Source organism: Pseudenhygromyxa sp. WMMC2535, from assembly GCF_011083025.2.
The window spans coordinates 4,153,091-4,170,808 of sequence record NZ_JABJWV010000001.1 but is presented as its reverse complement, the minus strand read 5'-3'; the positions used below and the strand labels follow the sequence as shown (position 1 = coordinate 4,170,808).

Sequence of the window (17,718 nt, the reverse complement as noted above, 5' to 3'; positions counted from 1 at the left end):
CGAGCCGACTGAGCTCGAGCCGACTGGGCTCAGGCCGCCCGCGCCTGGCCGCCCGCGCGATCTTGGCCGAGGTAATCCGCCAAGGTCGCGGCCACGGCCTCGTCGACAGGCGTGGCCGCGACCCCAAAGGTCTCGCAAAAGCGGCGATCGTCGATGAGGTAGGGCAGCTCCCACTGATAGACCATCTCGAGCAGCGACCGGGCCATGGGCGAGGCGATCGCGATCCCGCGCAGGGCCCACTTGGGGACCACGCGGATCCGCAGGTCCACCCCCGCCTGCGCGGCGAAGCGCGAGAAGAGCTGGCGCGTGCTCTCCTGGGCCGCGGTCGGCAGGTGCCAGACGCGACCGATCGCCTCCTCGCGCTCACCGAGCACGCTCAGGGCGTGGGCGACGTCCGGGCTGTAGCTGTAGCTGTGGGGCATGTCTGGATCCCCGCCGACCATGTACACGGCCTTGCCCGCGAGCAGGCGGGAGAAGGCGTCCGGGCGAAACACCGCGGTGTTCGGCGTCTTGGGCCCAAAGTAGTCGCTCGCCCGGCCCACGCTGACCTGCACGTCGCCGCGGGCGTGGCTGGCGAGCAGCTCCTCGGCCCAGGCCGCACGCAGCGCTCCCTTGGCGCTGCACGGGCGCACGGGCGTGTCCTCGTCGAAGGGCGCGCGCTCGGGGCGGCCGTACATGTAGAGATTGTCGAGTTGCACGAGGCGCGCCCCGGCCCGCGCCGCCGCGTCGCGGACCGCCCGATAGAGCGGGAGCAAGCGCTCGCCCCAGCTCGCATAGTCCGGCGGGTTGGCCGTGTTGTAGACCACCGCCGCCCCGCGGCAGACCGCGTCGGCGAATTCGGGCTCGGTGATGTCGCCGCGCATCCACTCGATCCCCGGGCTCGCCTCGCCCGCGGGCCCGCGGCGGACCAGCCTGACCGCCTTGCCCTGGCCGGCGAGCACCTCGGCGAGCTGGCGGCCGATCTGTCCGGCGCCGACGACGACGTGTAGAGGAGCGGGTTTCGATGTCGTTGGGGCTCGCGCCATGACGTCAATCTAAGGTTTGCAGATAGACTTGAGAATCTCGCTATGAACAAGCTAGGTTTGCGGATATGCAAACCCAGGAAGACCCGCGCTGGGACGACCTCGCCCTGCTCCTCGCCCTCGGCCGCAGCGGGTCGCTCAAGCGCGCCGCCGAGGTCCTCGGGGTCAACATCTCGACCGTCGCCCGGCGCCTCGACGCCGCCGAGGCCCGCCTCGGCGTGCACCTCTTCGACCGGACCCCCGACGGCACCTTGCCCACGGCCACGGCCGAGCGCCTGCTCCCTTACCTCGAGGGCATGGAGCAGGCCGCCGCCGACTTCAGCCGGGCGCTCGGGGGGATCGAGACCGAGGCCGAGGGCCGCGTGCGCCTGGCCGCGCCCCCGGGGGTCGTCGATCACTTCCTCGTCGCCCGGCTGCCCGCGCTGCTCGAGCGTCACCCGCGGCTGCACATCGAGCTGCTGTCGAGCGTCGACTACGTCGATCTCCACCGCCGCGAGGCCGACCTCGCCCTGCGCACGCGTCGGCCGACCGCCGGTGACTTCGTCGCCGCGCGCCTGGCCACGATGCCCTTCGCCGTCGCGGCCTCCCCCAGCTACGCGGCCGAGCTCGGCCGCCTGCGCTCCCCGGCCCGCGCCCGCTGGGTGTGCTGGGGCCCGAGCCTCAGCCACCTCGCCGAGTCGTCGTGGCTGACCAGCCAGGTCGACGACGCGCAGATCGTGTTTCGCTGCGACAGCATGACCGCGCTGATCGAGGCGACCCGCGCGAGCGTGGGCGCCATGCTCGTGCCCGCGGCCTATACCCAGCTCCACGGCCTGGCCGAGGTCGCGCTCACGGCCAAGCTCCGCGCCAGCGTCAGCGAGATCCCGGCCAATCAGCTGTGGCTCGTCGGCCACCGAGCCCTGCGCGACGTCCCCCGCATCGCCGCGGTCTGGACGTGGCTGCGCGAGCAGTTCGCACACTAGTGTGCGCGCCAGAGGACTTGAAGGGTCTCAGGCGCCGGACCGCCGGTTGTTGACGAGGCGCGAGGAGGGAGTTTGTCGGGCACAAATGACTGACGAGCAACGAAGTCAGCGGCCGGTGCTCCAAGCCTGAGACCCTTCAAGTCCTCTGGCGCGCACACTAGAGCCTCAGTCCTCGTCGAAGAGCCCGGCCCGCAGCTCCCGGGCCCAGCTGTCGAGCTGCATCGAGCTGGTCTGCGCGCTGACCTCCCCGCGGTGCAGCGCGTCGAGCTCGACCCCGAGCAGCTGCTTGGCCCGGCGCAGCCGGGTCTTGGCCGTGCCCAGCGGGATGCCGAGCACCTCGCCGATCTGCGCGGCGGTCATCGACTCCCAGTAGTGCAGCTCGAGGGCGACCTGGTGATCCAGGGGGATCCGGCGCAGAGCCATGAGCAGCAGGCGCTGGTCCTGGCCGCGAGCGAGCACCGCGCTCGGCGAGGGCTCGAGGTCGTGGACCGACATGGTCTGGAGATCCACGCGATTGCGGCTGCGGCTGCGCCAGTGCTTGGCGAGCTGGCGGTGGGCGATGGCGAACAAGAAGCTGCGGAAGCTGGCCTCGCCGCGAAAGCGATCTCGAGCCTCGACGCAGCCCAGGAAGGTCTGCTGGATCAGGTCCTCGTGGCTCGCGTCGGCCGAGAGCTTGTTGCGGAAAAACCGGGCGACGGCCTCGAAGTGTCGCTCGAAGAGCTGCTCACCAGCGAGCTTGTCGCCAGCGGACCAGGCCTGAAGCAGCGCTGCGTCGGTCACGAGGGTCGAAGGTACCATCCGCGCGTTGCGCCGCACACCGGCCCCAGCCGAGCCGAACCCGGCGATCCCTCGCCCTCGCCGCGAGCGAGCGCCGGGGGACCGCGCTCGGGGCTGTCAGGAGGCTCGGTCGCGACGCGAGCTCCCAGCCCGATCCGCCTGCGCAAAGCGGGCATCCCTGTTAAAACAGGGGAGATGCGGCGCCACCTTCACCTCCCCTCGGCCTGCGCGATCACGACGCTGTGCGCCGGCGCCTGCACCTTGGTTCCAAACCCCTACCACCAGGCCGAGTCGGACACCGAGACCGCGGGCGAGACCGGGCTCGCAGATACGAGCGCCGAGGACACCACCGAGTCCGGCACCGAGAGCAGCACCGACACGGAGACCGAGAGCGGCAGCGACTCGGAGACCGACACCTCGACGGAGACCGGCGACCCGATCTGCGGCGACGAGCCCTGCCCGCCGCAGAACTGGTTGGTCACCGTCGACAGGCCGCTCTTCCTCGGTAACCGGCTGATCCGCGTCGGCCTGGTCGAGGACGAGCTCGGCGTCGGTCAGGTGATCTGCGACGCCCTCGAGGTCGACGCGGCCCTGCCCGCGGCCGCCGAATTCGTCTCGCTGACCTTCCTCGGCGACCGCCTGCTGGGGATCACCGACAACGAGGTCCTCGTCGAGATCGACCCTTGCGCCTGCACGGCCACGATGATCAGCCCCTTCGAGGGCGAGGGCGGCGCCAACATCCAGGTGCTCGCGCTGTCCGCCGAGCACACCCCCGAGCCCGGGCGGCTGCTCGGCGTGTCCCTGTCCGAGGGCAACGTATCCGTCGTCGACATCGACCCCGCGACCGCCCAGACCCAGACCACCGCGTGGCTGGGGATCGAGTGGGGCTCCGCCGGCCTGAGCTGGCACCTGCCCAGCTCGCAGCTCGCCTACGTCATCGACGCCAAGGACTCGCTGATGCTGAGCTTCACCGGCGACAACAACCAGGTCGTCGACAACCTCGTCCTCGACGCGAGCTTCGACACCGACACCGGCGTCGGCATGACCTACCACCCCGACCTCGACGCGGTCTTGCTGTGCGGCGTGCTCGGCTCCAACGCGGGGCTCTACGCCATCGACCTCGAGTCGGGCGCCGTCGTGCTCGGCGCGGACATGGTCGTGGACGGCGAGGACAGCGTCGACTGCAAGAACCTCGCGGCGCCCTCGCGCCCGATCGCCTGCATCTCCGACGACCTTTGAGCCCTGCTCCCCGCAGCGACTCCCCCCCAGCTACTCCCCCCAGCTACTCCCCCCAGCTACTCCCCCCAGCTACTCCCCCCAGCTACTCACTGCGGCTGCGGTTGAGCAGCAGCCCCATCTGGTAGCGGCGGCGCGCAGACTCGGGGTCGGGACCCTCGAGGTCGGCCTCGACGGCCTCGTAGCCCAGGCGGGTCAAGGTGGGGTTGCAGATCCCCGCGAGCTTGGCGAGCACGGGCTCGGGCAGGCCCTGCCAGCGACCCACGCTGGACCTGTCGATGGCCTTGCGCGCGTAGGTCTTCCAGTCGCCGAAGCCCATGGTCCCGGCCTCGCCCAGGGCCCGCGGCAGCAGCTCGGCGTCCCAGGGCTCGTCCAGAAACTCGAGCAGGCGGCGGACCTCGGCCTCGGGGTCTTCGACGAGATCCTCGTAGCGCAAACTGATCGCGTCCTCGCCCTCGGCGAGCTCGGCGATCTCGGTCTCGACGTCGACCCAGGCCCGGGTCAGGGCCTCGAGCGGCTCGGGCCAGCGGCGCAGGTAGTCGTGCAGCTCGCTGACGTAGCCGCCGGTCTTGTCGACGAGGTCGCGCAGGGAGACGGCGACGTCGAGGCCGTGGCGGTGCAGGCAGACGAACTTGACGTGGCCGGTGCACAGCCGGCGGATCGCCGGGAGGTGAAAGCTGTGAAAGGCGGTCTTCTCGGCCCAGCGCGCCTTGCCCTGGCGGGCCGCGTAGTCGTCGAGGAAGCCGAAGCACATCCCGCGCAGGCGGGCGAGGACCTCGTCCTCTTCGAAGCCCGCGAAGGCCAGGCCGTCGACCACGCCGATGCGCAGCCCGGCGGCGAAGCGGTCGTGATGTAAAAAGCGCGCCGCGGCCGAGAACACGTAGGTCTCGGGCGGGCAGGCGATGCCCGGGTGAGCGTCGAGCAGCCGACGCAGCAAGGTCGTGCCCGAGCGCGGGCTCCCGACGACGATGATCCCCGGCTTGGAGCTGGACTCGCCCATGCGCGCCTACTTGTTGCGGGCGTTGGCCGCGGCGAAGGTCAAGATCCGCTCGACGGTGTCGAAGTTGTCGTAGCTGACGTCCTCGGGCCCGACCTTGACCTTGTTCTTCTCGAGCCAGGTCATCAGATCGATCATCGCGAAGGAGTCGATGGTGCCGGTCGAGAACAGCTCGGTCTGGTCACCCACGCCGCTGATGTCGGCGCGGGTCTTGCGGTTGAGGAACTTGATGAGGTCGTCTCGGGAGATCGTCACGGCTCGCCGGCCACGCTAGAGCACCCGACGGCGCTCTGGCAAATTCGCCCCGAGGCTTCTCCAGGCCCAGGCCCCGAGCGCGGGCCCAGGCGCGGCTCGGGGCGCCCGCCGCCGGGCTCAGTCCTCCTCTTCGCGCAGCCGCGCGAGCAGGGCGCGCCGATCGATCTTCCCGTTTTGGTTGAGCGGGAAGGCCTCGAGCACGTGCAGATCGCTGGGCACCATGTAGCGCGGGAGGCTGACCTCGAGGGCGTCGAGGATCCCATCGACGTCGATGTCGCCCGCGCGCACGCGCGCGGCTCCCGGGGCCACGAAGGCCACGACCCCGCTGGCGCCCGCCGGCGTCTTGGGCCAGGCCACGGCCACGGCCGCGGCGACCCCGGCCTCGCGGCAGATCGCCGCCTCGATCTCACCGAGTTCCACGCGGTAGCCCTTGATCTTGACCTGGGTGTCCATGCGCCCGAGGAAGGTCATGGGCGCGCCAGCCTGCGCCGGGCGACGCACGCGATCTCCCGTGCGATAGAAGCGCTCGGTCTCGCCCGGGGGCACCATGAAGGCCGCCGCCGTCTTTTGCGGATCCCGCCAGTAGCCGAGGGCGCGCTGCGGCCCGGCCATGATCAGCTCGCCGCTCTCGCCCGGGGCGACCTCGGCGAGCTGGGCGTCGACGATCTTGGCGCGCATGCCCGGGAAGGGCTCGCCGATCGGCACGACCTCGTTTTCGCACTCCCCGGCCGTGTGCGCGCCGATCCGGTAGGTCGTACACGCCAAGGTCAGCTCCGTGGGCCCGTAGATGTTCTCGAGCACGGCCGCCGGCGCGGCCGCGGCGAAGCTCTCGGCCACGGCCAGGGGCAGGGCCTCGCCGCAAAACAGGGCCAGGCGCAGCTCGGGGAAGGCGTCGGGGGTCAGCGCGCGCAGCTGCTTCATCAGCAGGGCCGCCGAGGGCACGGAGAAGTACACGCTCAGCCCGGCCTTGGCGACGTAGCGGGCCGGGAGCATGCGGTCGCGCTTGTCGGGCACGCACAGGCAGCCGCCCACGCTCCACGGCGCGAAGAGATCGAAGAGCGAGAGGTCGAAGGTGATCTCGAACAGGTGCGAGAAGCGGTCCTCCGGCCCGAGCTCGTAGCGCTCGATGACCACGTCCAAAAAGCGCGTGATGTTGCGGTGGGCCACCATCACGCCCTTGGGCTCGCCGGTGCTGCCCGAGGTGAACAGCAGGTAGGCGATGTCCTCGGGGACGACGCGCGGGCGCGACCACTGGGCCGCCGGGGGCAGCTCGTCGCGGCCGACCAGGGTGTGGCGCGGGTGCCTGGCCCGGCGCGCGTCGTCGACCTCGGCCTCGAGCAAGACCACGAGCATGGGCTGCTCGAGGCTGTCGAGGAATTCGTCGAAGCCGCCGTGCTCGTCCAGGCCGGCCTCGCCCTCGGCGTCGAGCAACAGCGTGCGGGCCTCGCTGCGGGTGATCATCAGGCGCAGGCGGGCCGCGGGCAGGCCGGGGACCATGGGCACGTAGCCGTGGCCCGAGCACAGCGCGCCCAGGATCCCCGAGAAGCCCGCCGCGCTGCGTCCGACCAGGGCCGCCGTCAGCCGCGGGCCGGCGTCGCGCTGGGCCGCGTGGGCCATCAAGCCCGCCGCCAGCGAGGTCGCGCGCTCGCGCAGCTGGGCGTAACTGAGGGTCTCGCCGTCGACCTCCATGGCCGGCCGCTCCGGGTGAGCCGCGGCGGCGGCGAGCACATAGCCGTGCAAGCTGGCTTCTCGCATCTGCTGCTCCACTGTCTGATGCCTGATTCTGAGGGTTCGGGTTGGCTCAGTTTGGATCCGGCGAGCCCCCGCTCGGGGTCGCCGGCTCGGGCTCGGGCGCCGGCTCGGGCTCGGGCGCGGGCGCGTCATCCTCGTCGCGGGTCCGATAGGCCACGTACTGCTCGAGGATCGCCCGGTAGATCATCTCACCGATGACCACGTGGCCCTTGGCCGTGGCGTGGCCGAGGTCGCCGCCGATCAGCCGCGGGCTCTGCTTGTACCAGCGCCCCGCCGAGCCGTCTCCGCCCATGGCCGACCAGGTGTCGAAGAAGGCGCAGCCCTCGGCCTTGGCCACGTTGCGCTGGGCCGCCACGAGCATCGGCACGATCGGCAGCGACACGATGCGCACGCCCTCGCGCTTGCCGTGGTCGAGGGGCGACATGATCAGGCAGTCGAGCTCCGGGTCGGCGCGGCGGACCTTTTGGACGACCGCGGCGAGCTCCTGCTCGTACTCCTCCTGCTTCATGTACTTGCGGGTCATGTCGTTGCCCCCGAACATGAACACCGCCAGGGCCACCGGCCGGTGGCCCAGCTGCGTGCGCAGGTGGTCCTCGTCGAGCTCGCCCAGGCGGCTGGTGAAGGCGCCGACGAGGGCGAGGCTGTTCCAGACCACCCCCGGGACCTCGCGCTCGAGGGTCACGCCGTAGAGCCGGACCTGGCCGCCGCCGCTGGCCCGCAGCTGGAGCTCGTGCGCGCCATCCTCGACCTCGAAGCTGTGGAAGCGGTCTTCGATCAGCTCGCCCTCGGTGGCGGTCTCGATGAACACCGGCTCCCGATCGTCGAGCTGGAGCTTGAGCTTGCCGCCCCGAGGCTGGGCCATGTAGGCGACGTCGAAGCGGCCCACGCGGCCCGAGCTGTGCTTCTCGCTCGGCGCGAAGCGGCTCTGCCCGCCGCCCGCCGACCAGGCCGTGACCCCGCCGAGGCCGTAGCGCCCGTCGTCCTTGCAGCGGAAGATGATGAAGCACTTGCTCCACTTGCCGTTGGTCTCGAAGTCGACCTCGCGGTGGCGGTAGGAGGTGTTCGGCGGGGTGATCGCGTGGAAACCATGGCCGGCGTCGCCGAAGCGCGCCTGCATGCGCTGGCGGATCGCCCCGGGGATGCCGTCGATGCCGATCACCGAGTCGCCCCAGTGGACGACGCGGGTCACGGCGACCTCGCTGCGCTCGCCCGCTTCCCCAGCTTCGCCCTCCTCGGCCCCCTCGCCCCCCTCGCCCCCTTCGGCATGGAGCTTGCGCGCCACGCCCTCGTCGCTGTAGGCCAGCGACTCGAGGAAGCGGTCGAGCTCGTGACCGGTGAACAGCTCGATCGAGCGCACCGGCGCCTCGTCGTCGCCGGGCTGGGGCACGTAGGCCGGGAGCGCGTCGCCCTCGTCGAGCTCGACGATCTCGACAGGATCCGGCCGGGGCGGAGGCGCCGCGGCGGAGGCCTCGGCCAGGGCCTCGCGGGCGAAGTCCTCGACCTCCTCGTGGTGCTGCTCTTGCTCCTGGGCCTCGCCGCTCTCGAAGGGTCGGCCGATCAGGTTCCAAAAGGGCAGCGGATCCTCGGGCGTGAGCGGGCGGGCGAACTCGAGCTCGGGGACCAGGTAGGTCACCACCACGCAGAACACCACGGTCAGCATCGCCGGCCCCACCTGGCGCAGCGTGGCCCAGGTCGGCTTGCTGGTCTCGACCTCGTCGGCCGGGATCTGGGGCTGGGGCGCGGACATCAGAACTGGAAGTAGATGAAGGCCCGCGGGCTGCCCGCCATGAGCAGCATCAGGCCGAGGATGAAGAGCGCGAAGAGCAGGCCGAGGATCGGCCCGGGCAGCTTGCGGAAGATGTTCTTGGCGTGGACGTCGACCCACTCCTGGGGCGTGAAGTGATAGACGAGGCCAAAGATCAGCGCGGCGGCGATCCACGGCGAGACCAGGCCCGGGCGCACGCCGTGGCTGAAGTCCGGGTGGACCAGGCCGTGGACGAAGTCCCGCGCGGTGTCGAGGTCCTGGGCGCGGAAGAAGATCCGCGAGAACACGACCAGGTGAAAGGTCAACGCGACGTGCGCGACGGTGTTGAGCTTGCTGCCGGTCTCCGGCAGCCAGGCGACCAGGGCGAAGACCGCGGCGATCACCCCGCCCAAGGTCAGCGCGCCGGCCCACTCGAGGTGCATCACCCCGCGGCCCAGGCCCACGAAGGCCGCGCCCACGGCGACCAGCAGCATCGGCCACAGCAGCAGCTTGTAGCCCCAGGAGCGCTCGCGCTCGCGGACCTGGTTCCAGCGCGAGAACACCCGCGCGCCCGCGTGGATGTTCGCGTAGATCACGAAGTTCCAGCTGGCCCCGTGCCACATGCCGACCAAGAACATGGTGATCCACACCGCCACGTAGGCGAAGCGGGCGCCCATGCGCGCGACCAGCGGGAAGAACAGATAGTCGCGCAGCCAGCCCGAGAGGGTCATGTGCCAGCGCTGCCAGTACTCGGCGATGTCGCGCGACTGGTAGGGGCGGCGGAAGTTCTCGGGCAGCTCGAAGCCCAGCATCTGGGCGACGCCGATCGCGATGTCCGTGTAGCCCGAGAAGTCGGCGTAGATCTGTAGGGTGTAGGCGTAGAGCGCGATCAGCAGCTCGGTGGTCGTGAAGGTCGCCGGCGCGTCGAAGATCTTGTCGGTCAGGTGGACCGCGATCCAGTCGCCGAGCACGACCTTCTTGGCCAGGCCCTTGGTGATCCGAAACGCCCCGGCCTCCATGGCCGCCGCCGAAAAACGCGGGCCCAGGCGCAGCTGGGGCATGAGCTCGCGGGCGCGGACGATCGGCCCGGCGACGAGCTGCGGGAAGAAGACCACGAAGAGCGCGAAGCGCCAGAACTTCTCCTCGGGCTCGAGGCGCCCGCGGGCGATGTCCAGGGTGTAGCTGAGGCTCTGGAAGGTATAGAAGCTGATGCCCAGGGGCAGGATCACGTCGAAGTGGTAGGGCGTGATGTCCCCGATACCCACGGCCCCCGCGACGTCCGCGACCGCCTGGAGAAAGAAGTTGGCGTACTTGAAGTAGCCGAGCAGCCCGAGGTTCCCGATCAGGCTCGCCGCCATCCACAACCGCTTGCGCCTGCGCGCCGGGCCGACCACCTCGCGGTCGATCTCGTCCTCGACCGCGTCGGCCAGGGCGTGCACGCGCTCGCCGCAGACGAAGTCGAGGATCGTCGAGAACACCAGCAGGCCCACGAAGTAGGCCGGGGCAGGCGCAGGCTCGGTCTTCGGACCGGCCATGTAGAAGAAGTAGCTGGCGAAGAGCAGCCACAGCCCGCGCGCCACCGGTCGATCCGCCAACAACCAAAACCCGACCAGGGTCGGGATGATGAAGAGCAGGAAGTCGAAGGTCGGAAAGAGCACGGCGGGGTCGGTCGGATCCGAGTCGGGGGCGACCCTAAGGGCTTGGATCTCGCGCGTCTAGCCCAGCGTGCTCGGCGCACGCGCACACTTCACACAGACTCGAGCATCTCCGCGTACTTGGAAATCTTGTGCCGGAGATAGCCTTCGAGCCCGCCGAGACCATCCCCCATGAAGCTCGTGAACTCGACCGAGCGGGACTTCCGGGAGATCGCGCGGGTGATTGCATCGGACGTCCCCGCAGTGGAGGCGATGGCGCAAGGCTCGTACTCGGCCAGGATCAGGTCGGGACGTAACTTGGGGTACGCGGAAAATCCGCGGCTGTAGGACGAGAAGTGCTCGGCGATCATCGGCTCGTAAACGACGCTTCGTCGCTGGCCAAGACGCTCCAGCTCGTCCATGAACGCATTCACCCCCAGCGCGGCAACGTCGAGCTCGCCGAGCTCCTCGTCCACCGCTTCGATGAGCTCGGCCATCTTCTGGGTCTCCTTGGGCTTCCCGACGGAGGGCGCGAACTTCACGATCTCCAGGAGCTTGTCGTCCAAGCTGGGAACGAGACCTTTTTTCAAAGACCGAGTCGCGCGCGGCCCGAACGCGACCCAACGAAAGGCGAACTCCGACTCGACCAACGCTGCCTGACGAGCGAGCTTCGCGTCAGCGCCCGTCACCAGCGCGGATGCCCAAGAAGAGCGAGCCGTCGACCATACCGCGATGTGCTCCCCGAAGTACTCCTCCTCCAAGGGCAGCTCCCTCGCAGCGATGAAGTCTTTCGCGTCGGAGGTCGAAGAGGCCAGCGTGCACAGCGTGAGCAGGTTCTGGTTTGCTGGGCGCCCCGGGCGGTTGGAGACCGTCGTCCGCAGCGCATCGTCGACAGCCCGAAAGGTATCCGTGAACCCTCGCTTGTCGTGCAGGACTTCGTAGAGATACTCCCGCCCCTCTGGTCGCGCCCCATCGAGACAATACCAATAGCTATGAGAATTGAGCGAATTGGTGTTCTGACGGACGATCTCTTCCTTGATCTCGGCCTCTGGGAGCGGGAGTTCAATTGTCCGCGAGAGCCCCCGGTGCGTCTTTTCGATCGCCTCGTGTAGGCCGAGCATCAGCTCGGCATCCACGGAGAAAAACACGAATAGAGACTGCCGGAGCTGATTTCGGCACAGCTCGACCATGCGCTCGGCGATCGCCGGCAAGGCCGCCTCCTTCCCTGTCCGTAAAAAAGCCTCCTGGTTGAGGCCCGCCCAACTTCGCAAGAAGCCAGCCTTGTGGACGTCATCGGCGATGAACACCCGGGCACGGTGTTCGGGGCGCTCGTAACGCTCGACCAGCGCGTCGAGCCAGCCATTTTGGGCGTTGATGGTCTGGACCGTGGTCGAGTTCGTCGCCGTCTGCACGACACCTGGATTCCCGGGCTCTCCGACGAGCGCGTGCCACAGGTTGTCACTCGGCGTGCCATGCTCCGCGTTGAAGCAGCGGTCGAAGTCGGCTTGCAAGCGCCGCGCGAACAGCGTCTTCCCGGCCCCCTGCTCCCCATGGATCAGCAAGATGGCCGCGCTTCCTCGCTCGTAGACCTCCCGAAAGCAGGCTTTGAAGGGATCCGAGAGCGGGTGCCAGTGCTCGAAGCGGACCTTGTAGGCCGAAAAGCGCCCCAAGTTCTCCGCTCGATCGGGGAACAGCAGCACCTGCTGATAGAGGGGCGACATAGCCGCAGTCTGCACAAGTCCCGATCGAGGGACAAGCCCCATGATCCCTGGCAGCCGCCGCTCGCGCGCAGCGAAAGGGAGCCCGCGCCGACCTCAGCCGTGCTCGCGCCGGTAGTCCACGTAGGCGGAGATCACCGCGTCGTAGATCCACCCGCCCACGAGCACGCGCCCGGCGTGGTTGAGGTGCTTGAGGTCCCCGGCGGCCAGCGGCGGCTTGCGCTTGCGCCACTCGTAGATGCTCCCGCCGCCGCCCATGGCCGTGTAGATGTCGAAGAAGGCGCAGCCAGCCTTGGCCGCGGCCTCGCGCTGGCCGGTGATCAGCACCTCGACGTGCTCCGGGCGGATGTCGAGCTCGAGGGACTTGCCGCGATCGCTGATCGACGTGACCAGGCAGGCCGCGCCGGGCTTGCCGCGGCGCACGTGCTCGATCACCTGGGTGTACTCGGCGACGTACTCGTCCTTGCTGAGCTTGCCGCTGGCCACGCGCCGCGAGTCGTTGCCGCCGTAGGTGAAGACGAGCAGATCCGGGTCGCGGTGGGCGATCTGCCCGGCGAGGTGGTCCGCGTCCCACTCGAGTACGCGGTTGGTGAACACGCCGAGCTTGCTGAACTGGTCCCAGACCAGGCCGGGGCCGTCGGTCTCGAGCAGCACGCCGTAGGCGCGGACCGAGCCGAAGCCCAAGCTGGTGACCTCGATCTCGTGCGGTCCCCGGGGCACGTCGATGCGGTAGTAGCGATCCTCGAGCTCCGTCGCGTCGGCCGAGGTGTCGATGACCTGGCGCTCGCCCTTGTCGACGCGCACGCCCATGCGCCCGCCGCCGGGCCGCGCCAGATACCACAGCTCGAAGGTCGAGACCTCGTCGCCGAGCTCGTCCTTGCGCGTGGAGATCGTCGTCTCGGCGCCGCCCTTGGAGTAGAAGGCCGTCCCGCCCAGGCCGTAGTGCCCGTCCTTGTAGCACTTGTAGGCGATGTAGCAGTGCTCCCAGCCCGAGGCCTTGAGCTTGACCCAGCGGTGCAGGTAGTTGGGCATGTAGCGGGCGAGGAGCACGAGCCCCGCCCCGCCGTCGCCAAAGCGGGTCTGGAAGCGCTCGCGCAGCACGCTTGGGAGATCGTCGGCGCCGATCATCGACGCGCCCATGTGCACGACCCGAACGACCCGCTTCTCGCCCTCGTCCACGGCTTTGAGCGCGTCGAAGAAGGGCGCGAGGGCCTCGGGGTTCTCGAGCGGCTGATGGACGTCCTCGATCAGGTCTTCGGGTCGCGGCTCGTAGGCGGGCGGCGGCGGCTCGGCGGGGGCTGGCGGGGTGTTGGCGGCGACTTGCTCGGGCTCACCTTCGGGCTCCGCGGCGTCTGCATCGGCGTCGGCGTCGGCGTCGGCGTCGGCGGCCGGCTCGTGGACCTCGGCGGGGTCCGGGCCTGCGCTTCGGCCGGACTCTGGGCTCGAGCAGCCGGCGGCGAAGAGCGCGAGCGCGAGCGAGAGGGACCGGGCGGCCGAAGGGAGGATGCGGGGGGAGGTCACGATTAGACGAGATCACCCGGGAGCGATCGGCTGTCAAGCGGATCGCGTGGTCGCCAGCGCGGCTGGTCGAGACCCCCATAATGACGAAGGACCATCGACAAACCTGGGGTACTCTTCGGCCTTGCAATGAGCGATTTTCTGCAGCCCTCTGCAGTCCCCCAAGCCGACCGCGTCGAGCGTGCCCTCGAGTACGCGGTCTTGCAGCACTTCCAACAAGAGCCCCTGCAAGAGCTGCTGTTCAGCGGCCGGGACGCGCTCTATTACCGCACGGCCGCGCGCCTGCTCGAGCTCATTGACACCTCGGGACAGCCCACGCAGCAGCTCGTCGACTTCGTCGAGTCGAGCGGCGACCCCCAGGCTTTCTTGCGAGACTGCTTTTCGCGCAGCGAGGTCGGCGTGACCTGGGCTCGCTGGGCCAAGACCTCGCTGTGGAGAATCGACCCCTCCAGCGCAGAGGCGTTCTTGGACGCGCTCACTCAGCTGGCACCTGCGACGCGCCTTCGCCGGGCCAAGACCCTGCGCAGCTGGCTGGAGGCGCTCGCCCCCGAAGACGCGGGCTCCACCCCCGAGGAGCTCCGCGGCCTGCTCCTGTCCCGCCCCCTCGCCCACTTTCACCTCTCGGCGCGCACCACCAATGTGTTTCATCGAGAGCGGCTCGAGTACGTGCATCAGGCCGTCTCCCTCGGCAGCGAAGGGTTGCTCGAGCTGCGCGGCTTTGGTCGGACCTCGCTGCGCGAGTTCGAGGCCGTGCTCCAGCGAGAGGCCCCTGGCGAGACCCTCGACGAGCTGGCGATGGCGCTGCGAGAGGGCGCGCTGAGCTGGCCCGACGGCGAAAAAACCGCCGCTGACTCTGCACCCCCTCCTCCGCAAGATCAGCTCGATCAGCTGAGCTGGGCCGAGCTCCCCGAGCGCTTGCCCGCGCACATCCTCGAGCTCCCCATCGCTTACCCCGAGCTCGATCTCCCGACGCGCATCCTGACCCACTGCACCCGCGAGGACCTGCAGAGCGTCCGCGACCTCGTCCGCCACTCCGAGGCCGAGCTGCGTGAATTTCGGGGACTGGGACCAACCACGCTGGGCGGCATCGCCCCTCTCCTGTGGTGTGTAGCTTCAGGCTGCTCGGCCATGCGACCGGCCAAAACCGAGTCCTCTCGACCAGGGCTCCTAGGATCAGATCGGCTCGGACGCGCCGTTTAGGATCCACGACAGGTTGAAGCGGTGGAATTCGATCCCCCGGTGCCCCCCGCTCCCCGACTCGATGCGCTCGACCAGCGCCCCCACGTGATAGTCGGCGGTCTTGGTCATGCTCGAGTAGCCGCCCAGGTTCTGGTCGCAGGTCTGCTGGGCGGTGAGGGTGTCGTGGAGCTGGCGGCTGATCGGCCAGGTCTCGCCGTCGTCGTAGCTGATCCGCACCCGCATCTTGCAGCGCGAGACCGTCGAGGCCGGGTTGAGGAAGTAGATCCGGTGCGGCGAGGAGCCGGTGTAGCGGATCGCCGAGCCCTCGACCCGCGGGTCGTAGAGGGTGCCGTGGGGGTAGAAGGTCTCGAAGCCGCCCTCGATGGTCCCGCGCGAGAGCCAGCGGCGCTTGGCGGTGTTCCAGACCGAGCCCACGGCGCGATCGTTGCGCAGCAGGTCGCCGTTGGAGAGCTCGACGATGGTGCCCTCGCTGGTCCCCGAGGGGATGGTCTCATAGTCCCAGGTCGCGCCGTGGTCGTCGCTGTAGATGTTGCGGCCGATGGCGGGGACGACGAGGCGGCCATCGTTGGCGCCGACGCTGAGCTGGATGCCCACGCCGGGGCCGACGGCGTCCCAGGCCGTGCCGGGTGGCTGGAGGGTCGAGGTCATGTCCACGGGCGTCGACCAGGTCGCGCCGTTGTCGTCGCTGTAGGCGAGCTTGACCGGGCGATCCCCGACGCCCACGGCCGTGGTCGCGGCGCCGGTGCAGGGGTTGGTGTTGGCCGACTGGCTCTTGTCGCTGGCGTTCCACGACATGAACAAGAACACCCGCCCGGTGTCGTCGTCGACGACCGCCGTGGGGTTGCCCCAGGTGCCCGCGCCCGTGCCGACGACCTCGCTCAGGGAGGTCCAGGTCTTGCCGTGGTCGAAGGAGCGCTTGTAGACCAGGTTGATGTTGCCGTGGTCGGCCGCCGAGCACTGTCGGCCCTCGGCGAAGGCGATCAGCGTGCCGTTGGCGGTGCGCACGATCGAGGGGATCCGGAAGCTGTGGTAGCTGATGTTGTAGGCGTCCGTGTCCGGGTCGAAGAGCATCATGGAGCTGTGGTCTTGAGCGCGCAGCTGCTGCTCCGACTCGTCCATCAGCTCGTCCTCGTCGTCGAGATCGAGCTCGCCGTCGCAGGCGGCCAGGGCCAGGCACAAGCCCACCAAGCGCAGCGCTCGCCGCGGACGCGGCGGCCGTGTCTGAACAACGCGAGGGCTCTGGGGGGTCTCGTTGACGCTTCGCATGGGGGCCAGTCTAGGGCTCGCGGCGCGGCGCAGCGCCGACCCGGCAAGGGGGTGAGGGCCACGCCGCGAAGCTGCGCGCGCGCTGCTGTCGTCGACGTCGTGTAGACTCGGGGCGTGCGCCGCCCCCGACCGCCCCGCCCCACCATGGCCGCGCTGCCGCGGCCGTGGCTCGCCCTCGCGGCCCTGGTCCTCGCGCCCGGGTGCGGGCACGGTGGACAGGCCCCAGCCGAGGGCTCGCGAGGGAGCGCGCCCTCGGCTGGAGCCACGAGCCAGGCCGACGCGACGCGGTCCCAGACCAGCCAGGGCGCTCACCACGGGGCCAGGGCCAGCTCGGCGACCGGCGGCCGCTCGTCCACCCCCACCCAGCTCATCGCCGTGGTCGGCCTCGACTCGGCCCAGGCCGGCGTGTGCGAGCGCCTGTGCGGGCGCGTGAGCGACTGCCTCGTCGACAAGGGCAGCTCGCGCAGCTCGGCCAGCCACCTCGAGCTGTCCTGCCTGTCGATCTGCGCGACCACCGAGGACCCGGCCGGCCAGGAATTTCGCGGCTGTGAGGCCGAGGGCCAGTGCGATCCCCTGCTCGCCTGCGCGCACCGCCACTGGCGAGACGAGCACACCCTGGCCACGACCGTCGACTACGCCGTCCAGGACCCCTGCCGCCTGACCTGCGAGGGGCTCTACTCGTGCATGTACTTCAACACCCCGCGCGGCTCGATGACCGACAGCAGCGGCGACGAGCAGTACCGGCGCGACGTCCAGAGCTGCCTGGACTCCTGTGATCCCTCGGATCCCTTCATCACCGGCTTCGCGGCCTGCACCGACGTCAGCAATTGCACGGAGCAGTGGGAGTGCTCCTCGCTCCTCAACTAGGAGCCCATGCGCACACGCCAGCTCATCGTCGTCGTCTTCGCCCCCGCGCTCGCCATCGCCATCGCCTGCGCGGGCAAGGACGGGCCAGGCGCGGCGAGGGTGACTACCGCGACGGGCTCGCGCGACGCCCAGGGCAGGGCGGCCTCCCAGGGCGCAGCTGGGGACCAGGGCGCAGCCTCGGGCTCGCGCGCCCCGAGCTCGAGTCAGCGCCCCGCCTTCGCCCTGCGTGCGGGCGAGCCCGTCGCGGTGGTCACCCTCGCCGCGGACGAGCGCCGCCCCTGCGAGCGGGCCTGTGGCCAGCTCGGTGACTGCCTGCGCGACGAAGACCCCGCGCACGGCTCCAGCGCCAGCCACCTCGAGCTCGAGTGCCTCGACCTTTGCGTCCACGCGCCGGCCGACGCCGCGGCCCGCGACCAGCTCCTGGCCTGCGGCGAGCGCTCGAGTTGCGGCGAGCTCACCGAGTGTATGGCCGCGCCGTGGTCGGCGCTGCGCGAGGTCCGAAAGCCGGCCGCCCCCGGCAACGTCGTCCTCGTCCAAGACGAGTGCAACCTCAGCTGCACGTGGCTCTATCACTGCCTGTTCACGGGTGCGCCCCCCGGCGAGCTCTCGCTGTCCTCGGACCTCGAGCTCAGCTTGCAAAACTGCTACGCGCAGTGCGAGAGCTCCTCGGACGCTGACGGCATCAACGAGCTGGTCAACGCCTACGAGTGCCTGAGCGGCCAGGGCTCGCCAAGCTGCACGCAAAACCCCTACGAGTGTCTACGCTGATT

General features: G+C 69.9%; 15 protein-coding genes. 5 read left to right on the top strand and 10 right to left on the bottom strand.

The genetic code is table 11. From position 1 onward, the window contains the following. Positions 1-29 precede the first annotated feature (29 nt). On the bottom strand, positions 30-1,025 hold the full coding sequence (locus G6O69_RS16405; RefSeq protein ID WP_172304439.1) for an NAD-dependent epimerase/dehydratase family protein: 996 nt from the start codon (positions 1,023-1,025) through the stop codon (positions 30-32). Between the two features lie 65 nt (positions 1,026-1,090). Here G6O69_RS16405 and G6O69_RS16400 point away from each other — a divergent pair, with 65 nt between their 5' ends. Then, positions 1,091-1,984, top strand: coding sequence for a LysR family transcriptional regulator (locus tag G6O69_RS16400; protein WP_172304438.1), 894 nt, complete (start codon positions 1,091-1,093; stop codon positions 1,982-1,984). A 165-nt stretch (positions 1,985-2,149) separates the two neighbouring features. On the opposite strand, the gene G6O69_RS16395 is transcribed toward G6O69_RS16400, so the two are convergent. Further along, positions 2,150-2,764, bottom strand: a complete 615-nt coding sequence (locus G6O69_RS16395) for a sigma-70 family RNA polymerase sigma factor (RefSeq protein ID WP_172304437.1) — start codon at positions 2,762-2,764, stop codon at positions 2,150-2,152. A gap of 192 nt (positions 2,765-2,956) precedes the next feature. On the opposite strand from G6O69_RS16395, the gene G6O69_RS16390 reads away from it, so the two are divergent. After that, positions 2,957-4,000 (top strand): hypothetical protein, encoded by a 1,044-nt coding sequence (locus G6O69_RS16390; protein ID WP_172304436.1) that lies wholly within the window; start codon positions 2,957-2,959, stop codon positions 3,998-4,000. 82 nt (positions 4,001-4,082) lie between these two features. Here the strand turns inward: G6O69_RS16390 and G6O69_RS16385 are convergent, their stop codons facing one another. The 7 genes from G6O69_RS16385 to G6O69_RS42190 all read right to left on the bottom strand — a co-directional run bounded on the left by G6O69_RS16385 (position 4,083) and on the right by G6O69_RS42190 (position 13,618). Then, entirely contained in the window at positions 4,083-4,997 is a 915-nt protein-coding gene (locus tag G6O69_RS16385; protein WP_172304435.1) for a sulfotransferase, read from the bottom strand. Between the two features lie 6 nt (positions 4,998-5,003). Further along, positions 5,004-5,249 (bottom strand): phosphopantetheine-binding protein, encoded by a 246-nt coding sequence (locus G6O69_RS16380; RefSeq protein ID WP_172304434.1) that lies wholly within the window; start codon positions 5,247-5,249, stop codon positions 5,004-5,006. Positions 5,250-5,366: 117 nt separating this feature from the next. Beyond that, entirely contained in the window at positions 5,367-7,016 is a 1,650-nt protein-coding gene (locus tag G6O69_RS16375) for an amino acid adenylation domain-containing protein (protein WP_176396883.1), read from the bottom strand. A gap of 34 nt (positions 7,017-7,050) precedes the next feature. Then, positions 7,051-8,748, bottom strand: a complete 1,698-nt coding sequence (locus G6O69_RS16370) for a GDSL-type esterase/lipase family protein (protein WP_172304432.1) — start codon at positions 8,746-8,748, stop codon at positions 7,051-7,053. Further along, positions 8,748-10,403: an MBOAT family protein gene (locus G6O69_RS16365; RefSeq protein ID WP_172304431.1), complete on the bottom strand. Its 1,656-nt coding sequence runs from the start codon at positions 10,401-10,403 to the stop codon at positions 8,748-8,750. Before G6O69_RS16365 ends, G6O69_RS16370 begins: the two co-directional genes overlap by 1 nt. An 89-nt stretch (positions 10,404-10,492) precedes the next feature. After that, the gene (locus tag G6O69_RS16360; RefSeq protein WP_172304430.1) at positions 10,493-12,100 is read right to left on the bottom strand and encodes a hypothetical protein; all 1,608 of its coding nucleotides are present in this window, start codon (positions 12,098-12,100) and stop codon (positions 10,493-10,495) included. Between the two features lie 93 nt (positions 12,101-12,193). After that, on the bottom strand, positions 12,194-13,618 hold the full coding sequence (locus G6O69_RS42190) for a GDSL-type esterase/lipase family protein (RefSeq protein ID WP_217909847.1): 1,425 nt from the start codon (positions 13,616-13,618) through the stop codon (positions 12,194-12,196). A 126-nt stretch (positions 13,619-13,744) separates the two neighbouring features. Here G6O69_RS42190 and G6O69_RS16345 point away from each other — a divergent pair, with 126 nt between their 5' ends. Continuing rightward, entirely contained in the window at positions 13,745-14,815 is a 1,071-nt protein-coding gene (locus G6O69_RS16345) for a DNA-directed RNA polymerase subunit alpha C-terminal domain-containing protein (protein WP_172304429.1), read from the top strand. On the opposite strand, the gene G6O69_RS16340 is transcribed toward G6O69_RS16345, so the two are convergent. Further along, positions 14,789-16,081 carry a sialidase family protein gene (locus G6O69_RS16340; RefSeq protein ID WP_217909846.1) on the bottom strand — a complete coding sequence of 431 codons (1,293 nt, stop codon included), beginning with the start codon at positions 16,079-16,081 and terminating at the stop codon, positions 14,789-14,791. The two genes, G6O69_RS16345 and G6O69_RS16340, sit on opposite strands and share 27 nt — an antisense overlap. Before the next feature lie 114 nt (positions 16,082-16,195). On the opposite strand from G6O69_RS16340, the gene G6O69_RS16335 reads away from it, so the two are divergent. Together G6O69_RS16335 and G6O69_RS16330 are read left to right on the top strand one after the other, a co-directional pair. After that, the gene (locus G6O69_RS16335; RefSeq protein ID WP_172304428.1) at positions 16,196-16,948 is read left to right on the top strand and encodes a hypothetical protein; all 753 of its coding nucleotides are present in this window, start codon (positions 16,196-16,198) and stop codon (positions 16,946-16,948) included. Positions 16,949-16,954: 6 nt separating this feature from the next. Continuing rightward, a complete protein-coding gene (locus G6O69_RS16330; protein ID WP_172304427.1) occupies positions 16,955-17,716 on the top strand; it encodes a hypothetical protein in 762 nt (253 codons plus the stop codon). The last annotated feature ends 2 nt before the right edge of the window (positions 17,717-17,718 follow it).

Coding starts and splice junctions, on each gene's coding strand:
- G6O69_RS16405 (WP_172304439.1), bottom strand. CDS start 1,025: ATGGCGCGAGCCCCAACGACATCGAAACCCGCTCCTCTACACGTCGTC.
- G6O69_RS16400 (WP_172304438.1), top strand. CDS start 1,091: ATGCAAACCCAGGAAGACCCGCGCTGGGACGACCTCGCCCTGCTCCTC.
- G6O69_RS16390 (WP_172304436.1), top strand. CDS start 2,957: ATGCGGCGCCACCTTCACCTCCCCTCGGCCTGCGCGATCACGACGCTG.
- G6O69_RS16385 (WP_172304435.1), bottom strand. CDS start 4,997: ATGGGCGAGTCCAGCTCCAAGCCGGGGATCATCGTCGTCGGGAGCCCG.
- G6O69_RS16370 (WP_172304432.1), bottom strand. CDS start 8,748: ATGTCCGCGCCCCAGCCCCAGATCCCGGCCGACGAGGTCGAGACCAGC.
- G6O69_RS16360 (WP_172304430.1), bottom strand. CDS start 12,100: ATGTCGCCCCTCTATCAGCAGGTGCTGCTGTTCCCCGATCGAGCGGAG.
- G6O69_RS16345 (WP_172304429.1), top strand. CDS start 13,745: ATGAGCGATTTTCTGCAGCCCTCTGCAGTCCCCCAAGCCGACCGCGTC.
- G6O69_RS16340 (WP_217909846.1), bottom strand. CDS start 16,081: ATGCGAAGCGTCAACGAGACCCCCCAGAGCCCTCGCGTTGTTCAGACA.
- G6O69_RS16330 (WP_172304427.1), top strand. CDS start 16,955: ATGCGCACACGCCAGCTCATCGTCGTCGTCTTCGCCCCCGCGCTCGCC.